Origin of the sequence: Actinomadura opuntiae (assembly GCF_030283205.1) — a bacterium.
Lineage (GTDB): Bacteria > Actinomycetota > Actinomycetes > Streptosporangiales > Streptosporangiaceae > Spirillospora.
Genome location: NZ_JASNWF010000023.1, coordinates 59,752 through 80,631, shown reverse-complemented (window position 1 = coordinate 80,631; position 20,880 = coordinate 59,752). Strand labels below are relative to the sequence as shown.

Annotated in this window: 17 protein-coding genes; 4 read left to right on the top strand and 13 right to left on the bottom strand. The window is 74.8% G+C overall.

The genetic code is table 11. The features are described 5' to 3' along the window. Positions 1 to 11 precede the first annotated feature (11 nt). On the top strand, positions 12 to 1,529 hold the full coding sequence (locus QP089_RS38905; RefSeq protein ID WP_285918938.1) for an FAD-binding oxidoreductase: 1,518 nt from the start codon (positions 12 to 14) through the stop codon (positions 1,527 to 1,529). Continuing rightward, positions 1,526 to 2,389, top strand: a complete 864-nt coding sequence (rfbD, locus tag QP089_RS38900; RefSeq protein ID WP_285918937.1) for a dTDP-4-dehydrorhamnose reductase — start codon at positions 1,526 to 1,528, stop codon at positions 2,387 to 2,389. Before QP089_RS38905 ends, rfbD begins: the two co-directional genes overlap by 4 nt. An 11-nt stretch (positions 2,390 to 2,400) precedes the next feature. On the opposite strand, the gene QP089_RS38895 is transcribed toward rfbD, so the two are convergent. From QP089_RS38895 to QP089_RS38835, 13 genes are all read right to left on the bottom strand, one after another. After that, positions 2,401 to 2,937: an SRPBCC domain-containing protein gene (locus QP089_RS38895; RefSeq protein ID WP_285918936.1), complete on the bottom strand. Its 537-nt coding sequence runs from the start codon at positions 2,935 to 2,937 to the stop codon at positions 2,401 to 2,403. Positions 2,938 to 3,086: 149 nt separating this feature from the next. Then, a complete protein-coding gene (locus tag QP089_RS38890) occupies positions 3,087 to 4,346 on the bottom strand; it encodes a class I SAM-dependent methyltransferase (protein WP_285918935.1) in 1,260 nt (419 codons plus the stop codon). A gap of 56 nt (positions 4,347 to 4,402) precedes the next feature. Further along, positions 4,403 to 5,428 (bottom strand): dTDP-glucose 4,6-dehydratase, encoded by a 1,026-nt coding sequence (gene rfbB / locus QP089_RS38885; RefSeq protein ID WP_285918934.1) that lies wholly within the window; start codon positions 5,426 to 5,428, stop codon positions 4,403 to 4,405. Next, entirely contained in the window at positions 5,425 to 6,534 is a 1,110-nt protein-coding gene (locus QP089_RS38880; RefSeq protein WP_285918933.1) for a glucose-1-phosphate thymidylyltransferase, read from the bottom strand. The genes rfbB and QP089_RS38880 overlap by 4 nt, the downstream gene beginning before the upstream one ends. Before the next feature lie 100 nt (positions 6,535 to 6,634). Next, a complete protein-coding gene (locus QP089_RS38875) occupies positions 6,635 to 7,615 on the bottom strand; it encodes a class I SAM-dependent methyltransferase (protein ID WP_285918932.1) in 981 nt (326 codons plus the stop codon). Continuing rightward, positions 7,612 to 8,625 carry a fatty acid desaturase family protein gene (locus tag QP089_RS38870; RefSeq protein WP_285918931.1) on the bottom strand — a complete coding sequence of 338 codons (1,014 nt, stop codon included), beginning with the start codon at positions 8,623 to 8,625 and terminating at the stop codon, positions 7,612 to 7,614. The genes QP089_RS38875 and QP089_RS38870 overlap by 4 nt, the downstream gene beginning before the upstream one ends. Further along, positions 8,622 to 10,571 carry an ArnT family glycosyltransferase gene (locus QP089_RS38865; protein ID WP_285918930.1) on the bottom strand — a complete coding sequence of 650 codons (1,950 nt, stop codon included), beginning with the start codon at positions 10,569 to 10,571 and terminating at the stop codon, positions 8,622 to 8,624. The genes QP089_RS38870 and QP089_RS38865 overlap by 4 nt, the downstream gene beginning before the upstream one ends. A gap of 146 nt (positions 10,572 to 10,717) precedes the next feature. Then, on the bottom strand, positions 10,718 to 11,497 hold the full coding sequence (locus tag QP089_RS38860; RefSeq protein WP_285918929.1) for an alpha/beta fold hydrolase: 780 nt from the start codon (positions 11,495 to 11,497) through the stop codon (positions 10,718 to 10,720). Beyond that, the gene (locus QP089_RS38855) at positions 11,442 to 13,097 is read right to left on the bottom strand and encodes an MFS transporter (RefSeq protein WP_285918928.1); all 1,656 of its coding nucleotides are present in this window, start codon (positions 13,095 to 13,097) and stop codon (positions 11,442 to 11,444) included. Before QP089_RS38855 ends, QP089_RS38860 begins: the two co-directional genes overlap by 56 nt. A 15-nt stretch (positions 13,098 to 13,112) precedes the next feature. Continuing rightward, a complete protein-coding gene (locus QP089_RS38850; protein ID WP_285918927.1) occupies positions 13,113 to 14,864 on the bottom strand; it encodes a non-ribosomal peptide synthetase in 1,752 nt (583 codons plus the stop codon). Positions 14,865 to 14,874: 10 nt separating this feature from the next. Beyond that, positions 14,875 to 16,221: a condensation domain-containing protein gene (locus tag QP089_RS38845; RefSeq protein WP_285918926.1), complete on the bottom strand. Its 1,347-nt coding sequence runs from the start codon at positions 16,219 to 16,221 to the stop codon at positions 14,875 to 14,877. Positions 16,222 to 16,299: 78 nt separating this feature from the next. Next, positions 16,300 to 17,046 carry a class I SAM-dependent methyltransferase gene (locus QP089_RS38840; RefSeq protein WP_285918925.1) on the bottom strand — a complete coding sequence of 249 codons (747 nt, stop codon included), beginning with the start codon at positions 17,044 to 17,046 and terminating at the stop codon, positions 16,300 to 16,302. A 7-nt stretch (positions 17,047 to 17,053) separates the two neighbouring features. After that, a complete protein-coding gene (locus QP089_RS38835; RefSeq protein ID WP_285918924.1) occupies positions 17,054 to 18,280 on the bottom strand; it encodes a glycosyltransferase in 1,227 nt (408 codons plus the stop codon). 184 nt (positions 18,281 to 18,464) lie between these two features. On the opposite strand from QP089_RS38835, the gene QP089_RS38830 reads away from it, so the two are divergent. Beyond that, complete coding sequence (locus QP089_RS38830; RefSeq protein WP_285918923.1) at positions 18,465 to 19,244, top strand: SDR family NAD(P)-dependent oxidoreductase; 780 nt, start codon at positions 18,465 to 18,467, stop codon at positions 19,242 to 19,244. After that, positions 19,244 to 20,773, top strand: coding sequence for a 4-hydroxyphenylacetate 3-hydroxylase family protein (locus QP089_RS38825; protein WP_285918921.1), 1,530 nt, complete (start codon positions 19,244 to 19,246; stop codon positions 20,771 to 20,773). The genes QP089_RS38830 and QP089_RS38825 overlap by 1 nt, the downstream gene beginning before the upstream one ends. Positions 20,774 to 20,880: the final 107 nt, after the last annotated feature.

Sequence of the window (20,880 nt, the reverse complement as noted above, 5' to 3'; positions counted from 1 at the left end):
CGGAGAGCCACATGACCGCAACGGACCCGGCGGCGCCCGCGGCCACGGCGGTGACCCCGCGCGACCCGCGCTACGAGGACCTGCTGGACGCCTACAACCACCGGTTCGCCGCGCGGCCCCGCGAGATCCGGGTGGCGGCGTCGGCGGCGGACGTCGCCGACGCGCTGCGCGACGCCGTGGGCGCCGGCGCGCGGATCGCCGCCCGCAGCGGCGGCCACTGCTTCGAGGGGTTCGCGTCCGCGCCCGGCATCGAGATCCTGCTCGACCTCTCCGCGCTGGACGGCGTCGCCCACGATCCCGGCCGCCGCGCGTTCGCGGTCGGCGCGGGCGCCCGGCTCGGCCCGGTCTACCGGGCGCTGCACGCCCGCTGGGGCGTGACCCTCCCGGCCGGGACCTGCTTCGACGTCGGGATGGGCGGCCATGTCGCGGCCGGCGGCTACGGCCACCTGTCCCGCCGCGACGGGCTGACCGTCGACCATCTGTACGCCGTCGAGGCCGTCGTGGTGGACGGCGCCGGCGAGCCGCGCGTCGTCACCGCCACCCGCGAGCCCGACGACCCGCACCTCGACCTGTGGTGGGCCCACACCGGCGGCGGGGGAGGCAACTTCGGGGTGGTGACCCGCTACTGGTTCCGCAGCCCCGGGGAGGACTCCGCCGACCCGGCCCGGCTGCTGCCGCGCGCGCCGGGCCGCGTCCTGCGGCGGACGGCGGTGTGGCCGTGGGAGCCGATGGACGAGAAGGCGCTGACCCGGCTGCTGCGCAACTTCGCCGGCTGGCACGAGGACAACTCCGCTCCCGGGTCGCCGGCCGCGCCGCTGTGGAGCAACTTCATCGTCAGCCACCGCTCGGCGGGCGCCGTCATGCTGACCTCGGTGATCGACGAGGCCGCGCCGGGCGCCGCGAACCTGCTCGACGAGCAGTACGCGCGGCTCACCGGCGGCGTCGGCGTGGACCCGGTGGTGAACGACCGGGCAGTCCTGCCCTGGATGAGCTCCTGGATGCCGTCCTACACCTGGCCGCCGGAGCCGCTGGGCCGCTACAAGAACAAGGCCGCCTACCTGCGCCGGGGGTTCACCGACCGGCAGCTGGAGACCGTCTACCGGTACCTGGACGGGGACGGCGGCAACCCGTTCGCCTGCCTGGTGCTGTCGGGGTACGGCTGCCGGATCGCGGAGGCGGCGCCCGAGGCGACCGCGGTGGCGCACCGCGCGCCCGTGATGAAGGCGATGTTCTGCGGCGGCCAGTGGACGTCGCCGGACGAGGACGCCGAGCGCATCGCCTGGATCCGCGCCTTCTACCGCGACGTCTTCGCGCACACGGGAGGGGTGCCGGTGCCCGACGGCGTCAGCGACGGCTCCTACATCGGCTACCCCGACGTCGACCTGGCCGACCCGGAGTGGAACACCTCCGGCGTCCCCTGGCACGAGCTGTACTACGGCGGGAACTATCCGCGCCTGCAGCGGGTCAAGGAACGCTACGACCCGCTCGGGGTGTTCCGGCACGGCCTGTCGGTGCGGCCGCCGGCATGACCCGCTGGATGATCACCGGCGCGGGCGGGGTCCTCGGCCGGGAGCTGCGCGACGTGCTGCGCGGCGAGGCGGCCGAGACCGTCGCCCTGACGCGCGGCGACCTGGACCTGACCGACCCGGGCGCGGTCCGCGCCGCGGTCCGCCGGCACCGGCCGTCCGTGCTGGTGAACTGCGCGGCCTGGACCGACTTCCGCGCCGCCGAGGAGGCCGAGGACGACGCGCTGCGGATCAACGGCGGCGCGGTCGCGGCGCTGGCCCGGGCGTGCGCGGACGAGTCCGTCCGGCTGGTGCACGTGTCGACCGACTACGTGTTCGACGGGACGGCGAGGGAGCCCTACGCCGAGGACGCGCCGGTGCGGCCGCTCAGCGCGTACGGCCGCACCAAGCTCGCGGGGGAGCGGGCCGTCGCGGACCTGGTCGCCGCCGGGCGGGCCGCGATCGTCCGCACGGCGTGGCTTTACAGCCGGTACGGCACCGACTTCGTGCGCGTCATGGCCCGGATGGAGCGGGCCGGCGCCTCCGTCGAGGCCGCCGACGACGAGTGGGGGCAGCCCACATGGGCGGCGGACGCGGCCCGGCAGATCGTCGCGCTGGCCGGGACGGGCGCCGCCGGGGTGTTCCACGCGACCAGCGGCGGCGCCGCGTCCCGCCGCGACCTGGCCAGCGAGGTGTTCCGGCTGCTCGGGGCCGACCCGGACCGGGTGCGGCCGGTGCGCGCGGACCGGTTCCCGGGCGCCCGGCTGCGGCCCAGGTACACGGTGCTCGGGCACGCGGCGTGGTCGCGGGCCGGGCTCGCGCCGATCCGCGACTGGCGGGAGGCCCTGGAGGCCGCGTTCCCGCAGCTGGACCTGCCCGCCTAGCCCGGAGGCGCTCAGACCTCGCCGGGGAGCGTGCCGGTGTAGTGGTCGACGAGCGGCTGGAAGCGCGGGTCGGCCGGCGGTATCTCGGCGCGCCGCACCGGCCGGCCCGCGAGCAGGTCGCCGAGGTGGATCAGCGACAGGTGGTACCCGGCGGCGCTCTGCGGCGCGTGCGCGAGGTCCTGCAACGTCACCGTGAGGGCGAGGTCGGAGCTGCCGAAGACGGGCGCGACCGTCCAGCGCAGGTTCTCGTCGTAGGGGCTGCCGGGGATGCCCCGCCAGTGGAACTCCAGCAGCCGGGGCGGCTCGGCCGCGGTGACCGTGCCGGTCTCGGCGGCGCCGCCGGCGAAAGCGAGCAGCACCGCGCCGCCGGGCACGGGGTCGATGGCCACTTCCCACGGCGTCCACCGGGACAGCTCGGCGCCGTCGGTCAGCGCCCGCCAGATCCGTCCGGGCGGGTGCGGGTAGCGCTGGTCGAGCCTGAGCACGGGCCGCCCCGTCGCCGCGTCACGGGACAGGGCGGCGCCGGGCTGGACGGATGCGTCGGTCATGGAGGGCCTCTCGGACGTCGGGCACGGGGTGGCCGTGCCGTGCGGGCGTCGTGTGTCAGCTATCCGACGAACACGGCCGCGCCGAAAGGACATCCGCGGCGCGGCACCCGGCCGGGCGCGCCCTCCCATGCGCGCCCGGCCGGTGGTCGTCAGGGCGCCGCGACGGCGGACGGCGCGGACACCACGCGCGGCCGGGGGACGGGCACGATGAACCGGCCGCCCGCCTCCAGGTAGGCGCGCTCCCGGCCGATGATCTCGTCGGCGTAGTTCCAGGCGAGCAGCAGGAAGTAGTCCGGGCGGCGGGCCAGGCCCTCCTCCGGCGCGACGATCGGGACGCGCGAGCCGGGCATCAGCCGCCCCTGCTTCAGCGCGGTCGTGTCGGTGCAGAACCGCACGTGCTCGCTCGTCAGCCCGCATGCGTTGAGCAGCGTGCTGCCCTTGGCGGGCGCGCCGTACCCGGCGACCGTGCGGCCCTCGGCGGCCAGCGATCGGACCAGGTCGCCGATCTCCGCGCGTGCCGTCTCGGTGCGGCGCGCGAACTCCAGGTACGGGCCGTCGCCGGACAGGCCCAGCTCGTCCTCGCGGGCCAGCATCCGCGCGACCGCCGGTCGCTCGTCCCGCGCGGACGCGCGCGGCGCGGCGTACACGACGATGGAGCCGCCGTGCACGGGGGCCGTCCGGACGTCCACGACGCGCAGGCCGTGCATGCCGAACAGCGTCCGCAGCGTGCCCAGCGAGAAGTACGACAGGTGCTCGTGGAAGATCGTGTCGAACTCGTCGCTGGCCAGCAGCTCGACCAGGTACGGCACCTCGACGGCGAGCACGCCGGCCGGGTCCAGGACGGCGTTCACCCCGTCCAGCACCTCGTGCACGTCGTGGATGTGGGCGAAGCACTGGCGGCCCAGCACCATCGCCGCGCGGCCGTGCCGCGCGGCGACGCGGGCGCCGACCGTCGCGGTGAACGGCTCGGCGACGGTCTCGACGCCGCGCCCGTTGGCGATCTCGGCGAGGTTGCGGGCCGGGTCGACGCCCACCACCCGCATCCCGGCCCGCCGGAACAGCTCCAGGTGGACGCCGGTGTTGCTGCCGAACTCGACGACGAGGTCGCCCGCGTCCAGGCCGGCGTCCGCCACCAGCCGGCGCATGTGGTTCATGATCAGGTCGGATTCGGACGAGACGTACCGGTAGTGCCCGAACAGCGCCTCCGGATCGACGACGTGCCGCAGGCTCATCAGCCGGCAGCCGCGGCAGACCGCGACCTCCAGCGGCGCGCGCCGCTCGGCGCCGGGCGGGGCGTCCGGGGGGAGGAAGTCGCCGGCGAGCGGGGTCTCGCCGAACGAGACGACGTCCAGCCAGTCGTCGCGTCCGCAGACCCGGCACCGGTCGGCCCTCCGCACGATCTCCTGCATCGCATCTCCTGTCGGTGTGTGGGGCGCGGCCGCCGCCGCGCGGGGCCGCCGGCCGGTCACGCGGTCACCGGGCCGGGCCGCGCGCCGGCCGGTCCGGGGACGGCGGCCGCGGACTCCTTCAGCGGCTCCCACCAGGACCGGTGGGCGCGGTACCACTCGACGGTCTCGGCGAGGCCCCGCTCGAACGGGACGCGCGGCGCGTACCCCAGCTCCTCGCGGATCCGGGTGATGTCGAGGGAGTACCGCAGGTCGTGGTTCCTGCGGTCCGGGACGTGGTCGACCATGTCCCAGCCGGCGCCGCAGGCCGCCAGCAGCCGCTCGGTCAGCTCCCGGTTGGTCAGCTCGGTGCCGCCGCCGATGTGGTAGACCTCGCCGCCCCGCCCGCCCAGCAGGACGAGCTGGATGGCGCGGCAGTGGTCGGACACGTGCAGCCAGTCGCGCACGTTGCGGCCGTCGCCGTAGAGCGGGACCCGCCGCCCGTCCAGCAGGTTCGTCACGAACAGCGGGATGACCTTCTCGGGGTACTGGTGGGGGCCGTAGTTGTTGGTGCAGCGGGTGACGACGACGTCGAGGTCGCGGGTGCGGTGCCAGGCGAGCGCCAGCAGGTCCGACCCGGCCTTGGCCGCCGAGTACGGCATGTTCGGCGCGACCGGCGACTGCTCCGTCCAGGACCCCTCGGGGATGGAGCCGTAGACCTCGTCGGTGGACACGTGCACGAACCGGCCGACGCCGTGCCGGTCGGCGGCCTCCAGCAGCACCTGCGTGCCGAGCACGTTGGTCTGCACGAACCGGGCCCCGCTGACGATGGACCGGTCGACGTGCGTCTCGGCGGCGAAGTGCACGATCGCGTCGTGGCCCGCGACGGCCTCGTCCACGACGACGGGGTCGCTGGTGTCGCCCCGCACGAACCGGTACCGGGGATGGTCGCGGACCGCCTCCAGGTTGGCGGGGTTGCCGGAGTAGGTGAGCAGGTCCAGGACGGTGACATGGACGCCGGCGGACCCGGGCAGGTCCCCGCGCAGCGCCGACCGCACGTACTCCGAGCCGATGAAACCGGCGCCGCCGGTGACGAGGATCCTCACGGTCGCGCGCCTCCTTCCGGTGCCGGTGCCGGGTCCGCGGGCTGCTCCAGCCCGATCTCGGCGTGGTCGCTGAGCACGAGCCGGTGGCCGCCGGCGCCGGGTTCGGCGGGCGCGACGGTGGCGCCGCGGCCGATCAGCGATCCGCGCAGCGGATGGGAGACCCGCACGACGGCCTCGTCCAGCAGGATCGAGTCGCTGACGCGGGCGCCGAGCAGGGTGCAGCCGCGGCCGACGGACACGTCCGGGCCGAGCCGGCTGTCGGCGACGACGCTGCCCGCGCCGACGACCACCGGGCCGTGCAGCGTGGACCGCAGCACCCGGGCGCCGGGCTCGACCACCACCGGCCCGAGCAGCCGGCTGGCCGGGTCGACGTGCCCGCCGACCTCGCGCGACAGCCCGGCCAGCACGCGCCGGTTCGCGGCGAGGACGTCGTCGGGGCGGCCGGTGTCCTGCCAGTGCCCGTCGTACTGCCGGGCGGTGACCGGGCGGCCGTGCTCCAGCAGCCACCGCAGCGCGTCGGTCAGCTCCAGCTCGCCGCGCTCCCCGGGGGCGATCGCGGCGACGGCCTCGTGGACCGCGGCGGTGAAGAAGTAGACGCCGATGACGGCGAGGTCGCTGCGCGGCCGGCGCGGCTTCTCCGCGATCCCGGTGACGGCGCCGTCCCCGTCCAGTTCGACGACGCCGAACCGGCGCGGGTCGGAGACCTTCCCGACGACGATCTGCGCGGCCGGGCGGCGCTCGCGGAACTGCGCGGCGATCCCGGCGACCCCGTCCAGCAGCAGGTTGTCGCCGAGCCACACCACGAAGTCGTCGTCGCCGAGGAACTCGCGCGCGACGATCAGGCAGTGCGCGAGCCCGAGCGGCGCCTCCTGGCGGATGAAGGTGATCCGCGCGCCGAACCGGGATCCGTCGCCGAGCGCCTCGGCGATCTGCGCGCCGCCGTCGCCGACCACGACGCCGATCTCGGTGACGCCGAGGTCGCGCACGCCGCGCACGACGTGGTCGAGCACCGGCCGGTTCGCGACCGGCACCAGTTGTTTCGGAATCGCGTAGCTGAGCGGCCGCAGCCGCATCCCTGTTCCGCCGGCCAGTACGAGTGCTTTCATGAGAATCCGTCCGCGTCCCGCATCGGAGTCCTCCACATAGCCTTTTCGCGGCCGCCGTTCCGCCGTGCCGGGAGCGCGCCGTTACCGGAAACGCTACTGGTCAGGCGTGCCGGGTGCTTCTCAAAGATTGCCCGGTCAATTCCTCGGCCCGGTCGTCGGCCGCCAATTCGAAGAACATTTGGGACGGCCGCCCGCCGAGCGGCGTGCGGATGAAGTCGAACGCCGCGAACAGCGGGGTGAGCACGGGGTAGAGCGGGTGGCGGACGACGGGCCGCGCCGCCGACAGCCGGACCAGCCCGCGCCCGGCGAGCCAGGCCAGCACGCTCGCCGTCCAGAACGGCGCGCCCTGGGTGTGGCGGAACCGGTCGACGCGCAGCCCCGCCGAGGCGGCCAGCCGGGTGAAGTTGCCGCGGTCGAACAGCCGCCAGTGCCGGGGGCAGTGCAGGCCGCCCCAGTTGCGGTGCCGGAACAGGCGGGCGTCGAGGCTGGCGGTGTTCGGCGTCTTGACCAGGATCACCCCGCCGGGCGCCAGGCACCGGCGGAGCGCGGCGAGCACCGCGGCCGGGTCGGCGACGTGCTCGATCAGGTTGACCAGCAGGATGAGGCCGAAGAGCTCGGGGGGCGCGAAGTCCTCGATCCGCCCCTGGTGGTAGCGGTGGCCGCGGGCGCGGGCCAGCCGCCCGGCCCGCTCGTCGAGGTCGACGACCTGGGTGAGCGCCGTCCGCGGCTCCAGCTCGCGGATCATGGACAGGTGCGCGCCGTCGCCGCCGCCGACGTCCAGCACGTTCACCGCCGCGCCCGGCACCCGCGCCAGGACGTGGCGGAACGCGGCGGCGTCCAGCCGCTGCTTCACCCGCGCGGCGAACGACCGGTCGGGCGGCCCGTAGGAGTAGTAGGACGCGGGGTAGATCTCCGCGAGCCGGTCCGCCGGCACCGGGTCGATGAACACCAGCCGGCAGTCGGGGCAGCGGTGGTAGGCGAACTCGTCCTCGGTGGTGAAGTACTCCAGGTCGCGGGCCCGCGCCCACGGGCGGGTCCGCGTGCCGCGGCAGAGGGGGCACCGGAGGCCGGGCGCGGTCATATGCGGTTCAGCTCCCGCCACGCCTTGGCGTAGGTCGTGCGGCGCCGCAGCAGCAGCGGCGCCGCGTCGGTGCGCAGCAGGAACCCCTCCATCTCGCGCAGCCGCGTGAACGACACGCTGGGGTCCCAGTGGTGCAGCAGGTGCCGGTTGAAGCCGGCTCCGCCGAGGGTGGCGGCCAGCATGCCGTCGCCGAACAGCCGGTTGACGGCGCCGTGCGGCGTCCGTCGGTAGTCCACGGCATCGTCGGCGGTCTCGCCGCGGTGTTCGAGAACCTGCCGGACGCTGTTGAACAGCGGCAGGAAGGCCAGCATGCCGAGCGCCCAGGACGCCGCGAGCACCGGCAGGCCCAGCAGCAGCGCGCCCACGACGATGGTCCCGTTCACCAGCCCGGCCGCGACGAACACCACGCCGAGGAAGGGCGGGCCCGCGGTCTCGCGCGACGTCTCGTCCCGTCCTGGCCCGTCACCGGCCGCCGTCTTCTGGTAGCCGGCCAGCGACCGGACGAGCCGAACGCCGGTCAGGCTCTCGGTGAGGAACCGGCGGTCGAGCGGGGCGAAGTAGCTGGTCTCGGTGTCGGCGGTGGTGCCGAGGTTGCGGTGGTGGGCGAAGTGGACCTTGCGGTAGGCGCGCACGTCCGACCCGAGGATCGCTCCGAGGCACGCGTTCGCCAGCAGGTCGTTCAGCCTGCGGCTCGGGGCCAGGTTGTAGTGGGCGGCCTCGTGCAGGAACAGCAGCAGGTAGTGCAGCCAGAAGCCGAGTACGGCGCCGCCGGTGACGGCGAGCACCGCGTCGGCGATCAGGGCGGGCAGTGCGGTGCCGTGGACGGTGCCCTCCAGCAGCGCGATCACCGCGCCGCAGCAGGCGACCGCGAGGTGCCCGCCGAGCATCCTGCCCCAGACCGCGTCCCAGCGCGGGGCGAGCGTGCGGCGGAAGGCGGTGTAGCGGATTCCGGCGTCGTCCACGATCCACGAGGGCCGCACCGCGGACAGCTCCAGCGGGGGCGTGTTCATCGCGCACCGGCGCCCTGGCAGTCGAGCAGCAGCAGCCCGGTGGCGGTGGGCCGCACCATGCGGCACGCCTTGAGCGCCCACAGCGACACCTGGATGGACGGGCCCGAGCCGAACCCGGTGAAGCCGCGGCCGGGCGGGGCGGTGAGGATGAAACGGATCTCGCCGCGCGCGACCAGCCGCCGGAACTGCGCCAGGGTCGGTGTCGGGTTGGAGCCGTCGAACCCGCCCATCGCCATGATCGGCGCGCCGCCGGCGGCGATCTCCATCGGCGCGGACTGCAGCCCGCTCGGGACGGCCACCAGCCACCGCGCCGAACCCTGGTTCGCCTGCAGGAACCCGAGCAGGCCGGGGTCGACGCGCTGGGATCCCGAGATGACGCCCATGATCGCGTTGCCGATCTGCGGGGGCACGACGGCGAGGCCGTACCGGCCGTCCTGGTTGGCGAGCGGGTTGATGCCGAGCAGCCTCTGGTCGGTGGTCTTCGCCGACCACACCGCGGGCGCCGCGAGCGTCGTGACGGCGGTCAGCACCGCCAGGGCCCCGCCCGCCCACGCCAGCGGCCGCGACAGCGGGACGGCGAGCAGCGCCAGTGCCGCGGCGGCCAGCACCAGCGGCGGCAGCCAGCCGGGCCGGTGCGCCGAGGTGTCGTGCAGCACCCACGCCGACCAGCCGCCCGCCACCGCGATCTGCGCGGCGAGGGCGACGGCGCCGTAGGCGCGGCCGCGCCGCCACGCCGTCCACGCGCTCACCAGGCCGCCCGCGGCCAGGGCGGCGAGAGCGGGCGCCATCAGGCTCGTGTAGTACGGGTGCAGGACGCCCTGCATGAAGCTGAACACCGCCCAGCAGCACACCGCCCAGCCCGTCCAGAGCACGAGCCCGGCGGGGGAGGCGTCGCGGCGGCGACGCAGGTCGTAGGCCATGGTCGCGGCGCCGACCACGGCCAGCGGCAGCCACCAGGAGATCTGGTCGGCGAGCACACCGGACAGCAGCCGCCCGGGCCCTGACTCGCCCGCGTGGAACGCCTGCCCGGTCTGGAAGGCGTGGATGATGACTGCCCCCGGTCCCTTGACGTCGGTGCCCGGCGCGGACAGGTGGTCGGAGAAGATCTGGCCGATGCGGTCCTCCACCGTCCCGTCCTTGCTGTTGCCGACCCACGGGCGATGGGGCAGGAGCCGGAACACCAGCGGCCAGGCCGCGCTCACCGCGACCAGCGGCACCGCGGCGGCCGCCAGCCGGACGACCCGCCGCCGCACCGGTCCGGCGGCGAACAGCAGCCACACCAGCGCCAGCGCCGGGACGACCACGAACGCCTCCAGGTACTTGACGTCGAAGCCGAGCCCGATGACCGCGGCGGCGCCGAGCAGCGGCCGCGTCCGGTCGCGGCGCAGGGCGCGCAGCAGCAGCCACGCGCCGGTCAGCATCGTCAGCAGCAGCAGCGCGTCGGGGTTGTTGTCCCGCTCGACCGCGACGTTGACCGGGCTGATCGCCAGGGCCAGCGCCGCGAGCAGCGCGGCGGCGCGCGCGGCCGGGGAGCCGGCGCCGGCCTCCCGCACCGCCAGTCCGAGCACCAGCACCGAGGCCACGCCCGCCAGCGCGGTCGGCAGGAAGATCGTCGCCCAGTGCACGCCGAAGACGTCGATGAGGATCGCCGACGGCCACAGCGCGGGCGCCGGCTTGTCCATGGTGATGAAGTGGCCGGTGTCCAGGCTGCCGGACAGGAACGACGTCCAGTCCTTGGACATGCTCAGCGCGGTCGCCGTGTAGTAGGCGTTGCCGTTCCCGGCGTCCGCCGCGGTGTGCCACACCCGCAGGACGGTCGCGATCGCGAGGCAGGCGGCCATGCCCGCCCACCACCAGGAAAGGACGCCGGCGCCGCGGCTCCGCGGCTCCGCTTCGGGGGCCGCCGCCCGGACGGACTCGCCGTGGTCTGCTGGCTCGGTTCTCATGCGACCCAGCATGAGCGCGGCCCGGGAACCGCTCATCTTCTCCCGTGCGCCGGCCCGTCCCGCTCCGGCCAGGCCGGACGCGCGCCGCCGCGCAACGCGGGGCGCCCGCGCCGGGAGGCCCGGCGCGGGCGCTGCTCGAAGCGGGATCACGCGCTGAAGAACTCCTCCAGCAGCGGCGCGACCAGCTCGGGGACGAGCCGGTGGTTCTGGCCCTCCAGGGACCGGTAGGTGACGTCCGGCAGCAGGCCGGCCAGCTCCCGCATCGCGGTGCGCTGGAACGGCGGGCTCTGCGTGCCGTCCATGACCAGGGTCGGGATCGTGACGGCCGCGACCCGCTCGGCGGGCAGCGAGTTGTCCCCGGCGATGGCCGCCTCGTACGGCAGGGACGGCGCAAGCGCCTCCAGCTCGGGCCACGCCGGGATGGTCCGGAAGTGCGCCACCGCCTCCGGCGGGAACCCGACCGCCTTGACCAGGAAGTGCTCGACGGCGTCGCCGTGCCGCCCCTCGGTGATCATCGCGTCCAGGTCACGGACGTAGGCGTCGTCGAGGCGCGGGTGGCTGTCGTCGACGATGTAGGGCGGCTCGTACAGGGCGAGCCGGGTGACCGGCAGGCCCCGCGCGACCGCCTCCAGCGCCAGCATCCCGCCGGTGCAGTTGGCGAACAGGAACGCCTCGCCGCCCGCCTCGTCCAGCATGCACCGCAGGTCCTCGACCTCGCGGTCGACGGAGTAGGGCGGGGTGTCGCCGCTCGCGCCGCGCCCGCGCCGGTCGTAGTTGAAGGTGGTGAACCGCGGCGCGAGCAGCTCCGCGATGGGCGCGCAGGTGGCGCGGTCGTTCAGCGCGCCGCCCATCAGGACGACCGGCGGGCCGTCACCGAGCCGGTCGTAGGCGATCTCCGTGCCGTCCTTGGACGTCACCGTGCGCATGGCGCTCCTTCCGGTCGTGGTCATTGCGGTCGTCCGCCGTGCCCCCTTCCGGGCCGGCGGAGCCGACCGGGGGCACGTGCCGGAGCGCGACGAGCACGAACCCGGCGAGGACGAGGAACAGGACGGCGCCCACCGCGACGACCGAATGCAGGCCGGCCGTGAACGCGTGCTGCGCGGAGTCGGACAGCTCGTCCGCCCACCCCGCGGTCGAGTGCCGGGTCACCGCGACGGCGCCGGTGACGCCGTCGCGCGCGGCGTCCGCCGCCATGACGGGCGTGCCGGCGGGCACGCGCAGATGGTCGCGGTACACCGACGCGCCGACGCTGCCGAGCACGGCGATGCCGGTGGCGACGCCGAACTGGCCGCCCGCCTCCACCGTCGCCGAGCCCGCGCCGGCCTTCTCCGGCGGGACGGAGCCGAGCATCATGTCGTAGCCGAGCCCGATGCCGGGGCCGATGCCCGCCATCGCCACCGCGAACCCGGCGACGAGGAGGGCGGGCACGCCGGTGCCGGTGCCGACCCCGGTCACCATCAGGTACCCGATCGCCGACAGCAGTAGCCCGGCGGCGGTGACGTGCGCGGGCCGCAGCACCCGTCCGGCGCCCGCGCCCGCCATGATGCCGACCACCATCGCCAGCGTCGCCGGGATCATCCACAGGCCCGCCGACAGCGGCGACAGGCCCGCCACCGACTGCAGGTACAGGTTCGCCATCAGCAGCGCGCCGCCCTGGACGGCGCCTCCCGACATCGACAGCACCAGCGCCGGCCGGTACGTGCGGTTGCGGAACAGCGCCGGGTCCAGGACGGGATGGGACGAGCGGGACTGGCGGCGCCAGAACACGGCGCCGAGCGCGAGCCCGGTGAGCCCGGCGAACACCGGGCCGGGGCTCCACCCGCCCCGCGCCCCCTCGGTGATCGCGTACATGATCGGCAGCAGCGCGGCGGGCGCCAGCGCCACGCTCGCCGGGTCGAGCCGTCCGCCCGCCGTCCCGCGCGACTCCGGCAGCAGCAGCGGCCCGGTGACGAGCAGCAGCCCGATGACGGGGACGGCGAGCAGGAACACCGACCCCCACCAGAACGCGGCGAGCATCGTCCCGCCGACGATGGGGCCGACGATGGAGCCGCCCATGAAGCAGCTCATCCACACCGCGACCGCCGCCGACCGCTGCTTCGGGTCGGCGAACATGCTGTTGATCAGCGCCAGCGAGGACGGCGCGAGCGTGGCGGCGGCGACGCCCATCACGGTGCGGGCCGCGATGAGGGAGCCGGGCCCTCCGGCCCACGCCGCCCACACCGACGCCGCGCCGAACACCGCCGCGCCGGCGAACAGCAGCCCGCGCCGCCCGATCCGGTCGCCGAGGGTGCCCATCGGGATGAGGAACGAGGCGAGCATCAGCCCGTACACGTCCAGGATCCACAGCTGCTCGGTGGCGCTCGGCTCCAGGTCGGCGCTGAGCCGGGGCAGGGCGAGGAACAGCACGCTGAGGTCGACCGAGACCAGCAGCGTCGGCAGGGCGAGCACGATGACGCCGAGCCATTCGCGGCGCCCGGCCCGGGGCGGGGCGGGCGCGGCGGTGCCGGTGTCCGTCGGGGTGTCCACGGGGGCCTCCAGGGGTCAGCCGGCGGCCGGCGCCCGCCGCCCGGCGATCGCGGCGGCGAGCTCGGCGACGGTGGGGGAGTCGAACAGGTCGGCCATCGACAGCTCCACGCCCAGCCGGGCCTGGATCCGGGCGATGAGCCGCATGGCCAGCAGCGACTGGCCGCCGAGGTCGAAGAAGCTGGCGTGCACCCCGACCGTCCCGCAGCCGAGCACCTCGGCGAACGCGGCGCACAGGACGGCCTGGACGCCGTCCGCCGGGCCGTCGTCGGCCGGGGCGCCGTCGGGCGGCGCGGGCAGGGCCCGCCGGTCGAGCTTGCCGTTGGGCGTCAGCGGCAGCTCCTCCAGCGCGACGAGCGCGTCCGGCACCATGTAGTCGGGCAGCGTGGCGCGGGCGTGGTCGCGCAGGTCGGCGGCGTCGAGCCGGCCGTGGGCGGGGACGTAGTACGCGGCGAGCCGCAGGCTCCCGGCACCGTCGCGGTACCCCGCCGCGGCGACGTGCCGCACCTGCGGGTGCTCGGCCAGCGCCGCCTCGACCTCGCCGAGCTCCACCCGGAACCCGCGGACCTTCACCTGTCCGTCGGCGCGCCCGACGAACTCCAGGAGCCCGTCGCCGGTCCAGCGGGCGAGGTCCCCGGTGCGGTACATCCGCGTGCCCGGCTCCCCGTGCGGGTCGGCGACGAACCGCTCGGCGGTGAGGGCCGGGCGGCCGTGGTAGCCGCGGGCGAGCCGTCCGGAGATGTGGACCTCGCCGGTCTCGCCCGCCGCGACCGGGCGGAGCGCCTCGTCCAGGACGCGCACCGCCACCCCGCGCATGGGCCGCCCCACCGGCACGGTCGTGCCGGGACCCGCCGCGCCCGACAGCGGCAGCGACGTGCTGAACAGGGTGGCCTCGGTCGCGCCGTACATGGCGCGGACGGTGATGCCCGGGCAGGCGTCCAGCACCCGCCGGACGGCGGACGGGGCGATGACATCGCCGCCGGTCAGCACCTCCGCCAGGCCCGCGAGCGCGCCCGGGTCCTCCTCGGCCATGACGCGGAACAGGCCCGCGGTGAGGTGCGCGGCGGTGACGCGCTCCTCGCCGATCAGGCGCCGCAGCGTTGCCACGTCCGGACGGCCCGGCGGGGCGAGCACGACCGTCCCGCCGCGCAGCAGCGGCACCCACAGCTCGTAGGTGGACACGTTGAAGGCGTACGGGGCGACCATGAGGACGCGCTCGTGCCGCCCGGTGTCCCAGCAGGGGTCGTCCACCAGTTCGGTGACGTGCCGGTGGGTGACCGCGACGCCCTTGGGACGCCCGGTGGACCCGGAGGTGTGGATCACGTAGGCGAGCCCGTCGGGTGGCACGTCCACGGCGGGGGCGGTCGCGGGCGGCCCGCCGGGCGCGGCGTCGCGGTCGACGATCAGCACGTGGTCGGTGTGCGGCAGGCCGCGGCGCCGGCTGGCGGTGTCGGCGAGCAGCACCGGCGCGGCGGCGCCATCCACGATCCCCTGCATCCGCTCGATCGGGTCGGCGCTGTGCAGCGGCATGTAGCAGCCGCCAGCCTTGACGGCGGCCAGCAGCGCGACGACGAGGTCGGCGGAGCGCTCCATCAGCACCGCCACCGGCTGCTCCGGCTCCAGCCCGAGTTCGAGCAGCCGGTGCGCGAGCCGGTTCGCGCGCGCGTCGAGCTCGCCGTAGGTGACGGACGTGCCGGTGGCGCGCAGCGCGCACGCGTCCGGCCTGCGGGCGGCCTGCTCGGCGAAGCGCCCGGGAATGGTGTGGTTCATCGCGATGGCCTCACTGCAGGGGCGCGTCGGGGTCGGCGACGCCGGCGCGCAGCGCGCCGGTGAAGCGCCGCACCGTCGCCTCGATGGTGGCCGCGTCGAAGACGCGGCTGTTGTACTTCAGGGAGCCGACGATGGCGCCGTCCGGCTCCACCTCCAGGTCCCACAGGGCGCCGTCGGGGATGTGCGAGCTGACGTCCTGCGGCAGCGTCCGCCGGATCCGGGTGATCCGGACGCCCGCGTGCGCGGTGGCCGGCGCGGGCGGGAACTGCGCGACCTGGAACCCGAACACGGCGCGGTCCGGGTCGGCGAACTGCCGCATCAGCTCCGGCGTGGCGATGTACTCGAACGGGATGTCGTTGGCGTAGGTGTCCAGGCAGGTCGCGCGGGTCCGGACCGTCACCTCGCGGAACGTGGAGCAGCCGGAGACGTCCGTGCGCAGCGGCAGGAAGTTGAAGAACGACCCGACCGTCTCCTGGAACCGGGGCTGCCGGCGGTTGGAGGTGATGGTCGGCACCACCAGGTCGGTGACGCCGGTCATCCGCAGCAGCGCCGCGTTGTAGGCGGCCAGCAGCACCATGAACGGCGAGCACCGCATCGCCTTCGCGTAGCCGAGGGCGGCGGCGGCCACCTCCCCGTCCAGGACGAAGCGGTCGACCGCCGCCACCATCTCCTCGCCCTCCGGCCGAGGGCGATCGGCCGGCAGCGCGAGGATCTCCGCGCCGGGCAGCGTCTTCTCCCAGTGCTCGCGGGAGGCCGCCACCGCGTCGCCGGTCAGGTTCTCCCGCTCCCACTCCGCGAACGCGGTGTAGGACGGCGCCTCGGGCAGCCGCGGCGGGCGGTCCTCGCGGCGCGCCGCGTACAGCTCGGCGAGGTCCCGGATGAGCAGCTGCATCGACCAGCCGTCGGACGCGGTGTGGTGCGTGTTGAGCACCAGGGCGGCGTCGGCGTCGTCGAACCGGCCGAGCACGGCCCGCAGCAGCGGCAGGTCGTCGATGCGGTGGACGCCGGCCTCGACGTCGTTGATCAGCTCCTGCGCGGCGCGGTCCCGGTCCGCGGCGCCGGACAGGTCGCGGACCTCCAACTCCGGCGGGGACGGAGGGTGGACGACCTGGTGGCGGTCCCGCTCGCCGCGCACCAGCGAGGTGCGCAGCGCCTCGTGCCGGGCGACCAGGTCCGCGAGGGCCGCGCGGAGCGCGCCGGTGTCGAGGGGGCCGCGCAGCCGCCAGCCGTCCGCCAGGGTGTAGCGCGGCCCGAACGGCCCGACGCCGTTGCCCCGGTCGAACATGCAGAGGAATTCCTGGTTGAAGGAGAGCGGACCCCGGCCCACCGGTGCGGGCGACGTTGCGGAATCGGCCATGCGAAGTCCTTCCCCTGGGTCTGGTGGTGGCGGTGAGCGGCGGTGGGCGCGGTGCCCGGATCCGCCGCCCTCGCAGAATCACCCGGTGCCCGCGGCGGCCGCATCTCCCGGATTGCCACGGTGCGGGCGGTGGGCGCGCAGCATCAGCGAGACCCCCGGCAGCGACGCCACCGGCAGGTACCGCTCGGCGCCGACGACCGCGCCGAGCGCGGCGTTGACCAGCGGGTGCGGCGGGCCGAGGTCGTCGCGCCCGCCCCGGCCGCGCCGCCACCGCACGACGGGCCGCAGCAGCACGTTCCAGCTCCACAGCCGGTCGACGACCAGCCCGCCCCGCTCGACGACCGCGCCGAGGCCCGCCCGGTCGTAGCGGCGCACGTGCCACAGCGCCTCGTCGTGCGCCGACCACAGCGCCATGTCGCACGGCACGCTGATCAGCGCGGTGCCGCCGGGCCGCAGCACCCGCGCGATCTCCCGGACGACCCGCTCGTCGTCGTCCACGTGCTCCAGCAGGTCGAGCGCGGTCACCACGCCGAACGCGCCGGACGGCAGCGGCAGTTCACGCGCGTCCGCGCGCACTGCCGAGAGGCCCCGCGACCGCGCGATGGCGACGGCCTCGGGGGACAGGTCGGCGGCCAGCGCCCGCCAGCCGTGCGCGGCCAGGACGCGGGTGTTGCCGCCGCCGGCCGCGCCGACGTCCAGCGCCCGGTCGCCGGCGCGGGGGCGCGGCAGCCGCCGCAGCTCCCGCGCCAGCCGGGCGCGGCGTTCCCGGAACCACCAGTGCCGGTCCTCCTGCTCGGTGAGCCGGCGGATCTCGCTCGGGTCCATGGCGGCCTCAGCCCTTTCTGCGGAACACCCACCGGTCGAAGCCGATGTAGCGCAGGACGGTGATGCACAGCTGGCCCAGGCCGAGCAGGACCACCTCGGTGAGCTTCCCGGCGTGCGGTGCGGTGAGGTCGAGGACCACGACCTCGGCCGTGGTCACCGCGAAGCTGGCGGCGAACAGCGTCGCGGCCTTCAGGTGCAGGACGACCAGCGGCCCGCCCGCGCGGTTGAACGTCCAGCGGCGGTTGGCCTCGGTGTTGAACAGCCCGGCCAGCACCAGCGCGCCGAAGTTGGCGGCCAGCGCCGGCCACACCGACCGCAGCGCCATGTACAGCGGCACGTACAGCAGCGTGGACAGCGCGCCGATGACGCCGAACGAGGCCACCTTCAGCAGCCGCGGCGAGCGGGGCCGGGCGAGGACGGCGTCGGGGTGCGTCGTGCGCAGCTCGCGCGGCCGGGGCAGGTGCAGGTCGGCGCGCCCGGTCGCCATCGTCGCGGCGAGGCGAGCGAGCCCCTTGAGGTTCTCCCAGGACGCGCGCGCGACCCGCACCCGCGAGTCCACGTCCTCCACCCAGTCGACCGGGACCTCGTGCACGCGCAGCCCGTTGAACTCGGCCAGCAGCAGCAGTTCGGTGTCGAAGAACCAGCCCTGGCTGCGGACCCGCTCCAGCACCGGCCGGATCGCCTCGGTCCGGGCCGCCTTGAACCCGCACTGGGCGTCGCTGAAACTGACGCCGAACCCGTGGCGCAGCAGCGCGTTGTAGGTCCGGGACACGACTTCGCGTTTCAGGCCGCGGCGGATCCGGGAATGGGCGTTCAGCCGGCTTCCGATCGCTATTTCCGACTGCCCGCTGATCAGCGGTGCGACCAGCGGAAGAAGGGCGTCGAGCCCGGTCGACAGGTCCGCGTCCAGATACGCCACGATCTCCGCGGTGCTGTCGCACCAGGCCGCCTTCAGCGCCGCGCCCTTCCCCCGGACGCCGAGCCGCAGCGGACGCACCTCGGGGAACCGCCGCGCCAGGTCGTGGGCGATGCCCCAGGTCCCGTCGGTGCTGTCGTTGTCCAGGATCGTGATGCGCCACGAAAGCGGGAATGAATCGCTCAGAAAGGAATGCAGGGTCCGCACGCAACCGGGCAGCGACCGTTCCTCGTTGAACACCGGAATGACGATGTCGAGGGTCGCGGTCCCCGTTCCCGTCGCCGCCCCGGCGGGGCGCGGGACAGATGTCTCCTCCACGGCGGGCTGTCCTTTCTCCGGCCGGGCGTCTGAGGTCATCGTCATCACCGGCCCCGCCGCCCGCATCTCCGCAAATGCGTTCGCCGAACGGCCCGGCGCGGGCCCGTCCGCATTCGTGAAGATGCGCGGTGAGCTGGGCTGGGATGAAGTTGCGGAGAGATCCGGACGACCCGCGGAGGAGCCGATGCTGCTGCAGGACAAGAACGCCGTCGTCTATGGCGGCGGCGGCCGGGTGGGAGGCGCGGTGGCGCGCGCGTTCGCCCGGGAGGGCGCCCGGGTGTTCCTCGCCGGCCGCACCCGGGCCGCACTGGACAAGATGGCCGCCGAGATCGCCGAGGCCGGCGGCGACGCCGAGACCGCGGAGGTCGACGCGCTGGACGAGCGGGCCGTCGAGGAGCACACCGCCGCGGTCGCCGCTGCCGCGGGACGCATCGACGTGTCCTTCAACGCGGTCGGGACGTGGGGCGACGTGCAGGCCACCCCGATGGTCGAGCTGGCCGCCGAGGACTACCTGCGGCCCATCCAGATCGCCACGACCGCGCATTTCCTCACCGCGCGGGCGGCGGCCCGGCGCATGGCCGCGCAGGGGTCCGGGGTGATCCTCACGTTGAGCGCGACCGGGACGCTGAGCAAGGTCGCGCTGCGCACCCCGATCCCGATGGGCGGCTTCGGCGTGGCCTGCGCCGCGATCGAGGGCCTGACCCGCGCGCTCGCCGGGGAGCTCGGCACGTCCGGGGTCCGCGTGGTGTGCCTGCGCCCCGAGGGGATCGCCGAGCCGTTCGCCGACCCCGACCCCGCCTCGCACCGCGCGACGATCACCGACGTGGTGGAGCAGGAGGCGCTGCTGCGGCGCCGCCCGTCGGTCCGGGAGGTCGCCGACGTCGCGGCGTTCCTGGCCTCCGACCGCGCCGGGGCGATGACGGGCACCGTGGTGAACGTCTCCTGCGGCACGGTCGTCGACTGATGGCCGGGTCCCGGCCGCTGACCGGCGAGGAGTACGTCGAGAGCCTGCGCGACGGGCGGGAGGTGTACCTGTACGGCGACCGGGTGAAGGACCCGACCCGGCACCCGGCGTTCCGCAACCCGGTGGCGATGACGGCCCGGCTGTACGACGCGCTGCACGACCCGGCCCGGCGCGACGTCCTGACCTGCCCGACCGACACCGGCAGCGGCGGCTACACCCATCCGTTCTTCACCACGCCGCGGTCGGCGGACGACCTGGTGGCCGCGCAGCGCGCGATCGCGGAGTGGGCGCGGCTCAGCTACGGCTGGATGGGGCGCAGCCCCGACTACAAGGCGGCGTTCCTGAGCACCCTCGGCGCCAACGCCGACTTCTACCGCCCCTTCGACGACAACGCGCGCCGCTGGTACGCCGAGGCGCAGGAGAAGGTCCTCTACCTCAACCACGCGATCGTCCATCCGCCGGTCGACCGGACCCGCCCGCCCGACGAGGTCGCGGACGTGTTCGTGCACGCCGTCCGGGAGACCGACGCCGGCGTCGTCATCAGCGGCGCCAAGGTGGTCGCCACCGGGTCGGTGCTGACCCACTTCAGCTTCATCGCCCACTACGGGCTGCCGATCAGGAAGAAGGAGTTCGCGCTGGTGGCGGCGGTGCCGATGGCGGCGCCGGGGGTGAAGCTGATCTGCCGGACGTCCTACACCGCCGCGTCCGCCGTGATGGGCGGCCCGTTCGACTACCCGCTGTCGTCGCGGCTGGACGAGAACGACACGATCCTGGTGTTCGACGAGGTCCTGGTCCCGTGGGAGAACGTGTTCGTCTACGGGGACGTCGGGCGGTCGCAGCTGTTCACCGGCCAGTCGGGGTTCCTGGAGCGCGGCACGTTCCACAGCTGCACCCGGCTCGCGGTGAAGCTGGAGTTCATCGCCGGGCTGCTGGTCAAGGCGCTGGAGATCAACGGCACCGACGCGTTCCGGGGCGTGCAGACCCGGGTCGGCGAGGTGCTGGCCTGGCGGAACCTGTTCTGGGCGCTGTCGGACGCGGCGGCCCGCAACCCCACGCCGTGGCACGACGGCGCCGTCCTGCCGAACCTGCAGTACGGCCTGGCCTACCGGTGGTTCATGCAGCAGGCGTACCCGGCGATCCGGCAGAACATCCTCAAGGACGTCGCCAGCGGCCTCATCTACGTCAATTCGTCCGCGGCCGATTTCGGGAACCCCGAGATCCGCGGCTATCTCGACCGGTATCTCCGCGGCTCCGACGGCACCGACGCGCTCGGCCGCGTGAAACTGATGAAACTGCTGTGGGACGCGGTGGGCACCGAGTTCGGCGGCCGCCACGAACTGTACGAGCTGAACCATTTCGGCAGCCACGAGACGACCCGGCTCGACCTGTTCACCGCGCAGCTCGCCGGCGGGGAGATCGACGGCTACAAGGCGTTCGCCGAGCGCTGCATGGCCGAGTACGACCTGGACGGCTGGACCGCGCCGGATCTCGACTCGTTCCCCGAGCTGCGGAAATTCCGCGATGTCTGAGCGCAATACCGGAGATGCCCGGGCGGCCGGGCGGCGCCGACAATGAGGAAAGTGGAACTCCCACGGTGGAGGAAATGATGTCACCGGCACAAGGGTCGCCGTTCACA

Excerpts from the sequence above, each read along its gene's own strand:
- QP089_RS38845 (WP_285918926.1), bottom strand. The coding sequence starts at position 16,221 with ATGGCCGATTCCGCAACGTCGCCCGCACCGGTGGGCCGGGGTCCGCTC.
- QP089_RS38870 (WP_285918931.1), bottom strand. The coding sequence starts at position 8,625 with ATGAACACGCCCCCGCTGGAGCTGTCCGCGGTGCGGCCCTCGTGGATC.
- QP089_RS38875 (WP_285918932.1), bottom strand. The coding sequence starts at position 7,615 with ATGACCGCGCCCGGCCTCCGGTGCCCCCTCTGCCGCGGCACGCGGACC.
- QP089_RS38905 (WP_285918938.1), top strand. The coding sequence starts at position 12 with ATGACCGCAACGGACCCGGCGGCGCCCGCGGCCACGGCGGTGACCCCG.
- QP089_RS38825 (WP_285918921.1), top strand. The coding sequence starts at position 19,244 with ATGGCCGGGTCCCGGCCGCTGACCGGCGAGGAGTACGTCGAGAGCCTG.
- QP089_RS38860 (WP_285918929.1), bottom strand. The coding sequence starts at position 11,497 with ATGCGCACGGTGACGTCCAAGGACGGCACGGAGATCGCCTACGACCGG.
- QP089_RS38850 (WP_285918927.1), bottom strand. The coding sequence starts at position 14,864 with ATGAACCACACCATTCCCGGGCGCTTCGCCGAGCAGGCCGCCCGCAGG.
- QP089_RS38880 (WP_285918933.1), bottom strand. The coding sequence starts at position 6,534 with ATGAAAGCACTCGTACTGGCCGGCGGAACAGGGATGCGGCTGCGGCCG.
- QP089_RS38865 (WP_285918930.1), bottom strand. The coding sequence starts at position 10,571 with ATGAGAACCGAGCCAGCAGACCACGGCGAGTCCGTCCGGGCGGCGGCC.
- QP089_RS38890 (WP_285918935.1), bottom strand. The coding sequence starts at position 4,346 with ATGCAGGAGATCGTGCGGAGGGCCGACCGGTGCCGGGTCTGCGGACGC.
- QP089_RS38830 (WP_285918923.1), top strand. The coding sequence starts at position 18,465 with ATGCTGCTGCAGGACAAGAACGCCGTCGTCTATGGCGGCGGCGGCCGG.
- QP089_RS38895 (WP_285918936.1), bottom strand. The coding sequence starts at position 2,937 with ATGACCGACGCATCCGTCCAGCCCGGCGCCGCCCTGTCCCGTGACGCG.
- QP089_RS38840 (WP_285918925.1), bottom strand. The coding sequence starts at position 17,046 with ATGGACCCGAGCGAGATCCGCCGGCTCACCGAGCAGGAGGACCGGCAC.
- rfbD (WP_285918937.1), top strand. The coding sequence starts at position 1,526 with ATGACCCGCTGGATGATCACCGGCGCGGGCGGGGTCCTCGGCCGGGAG.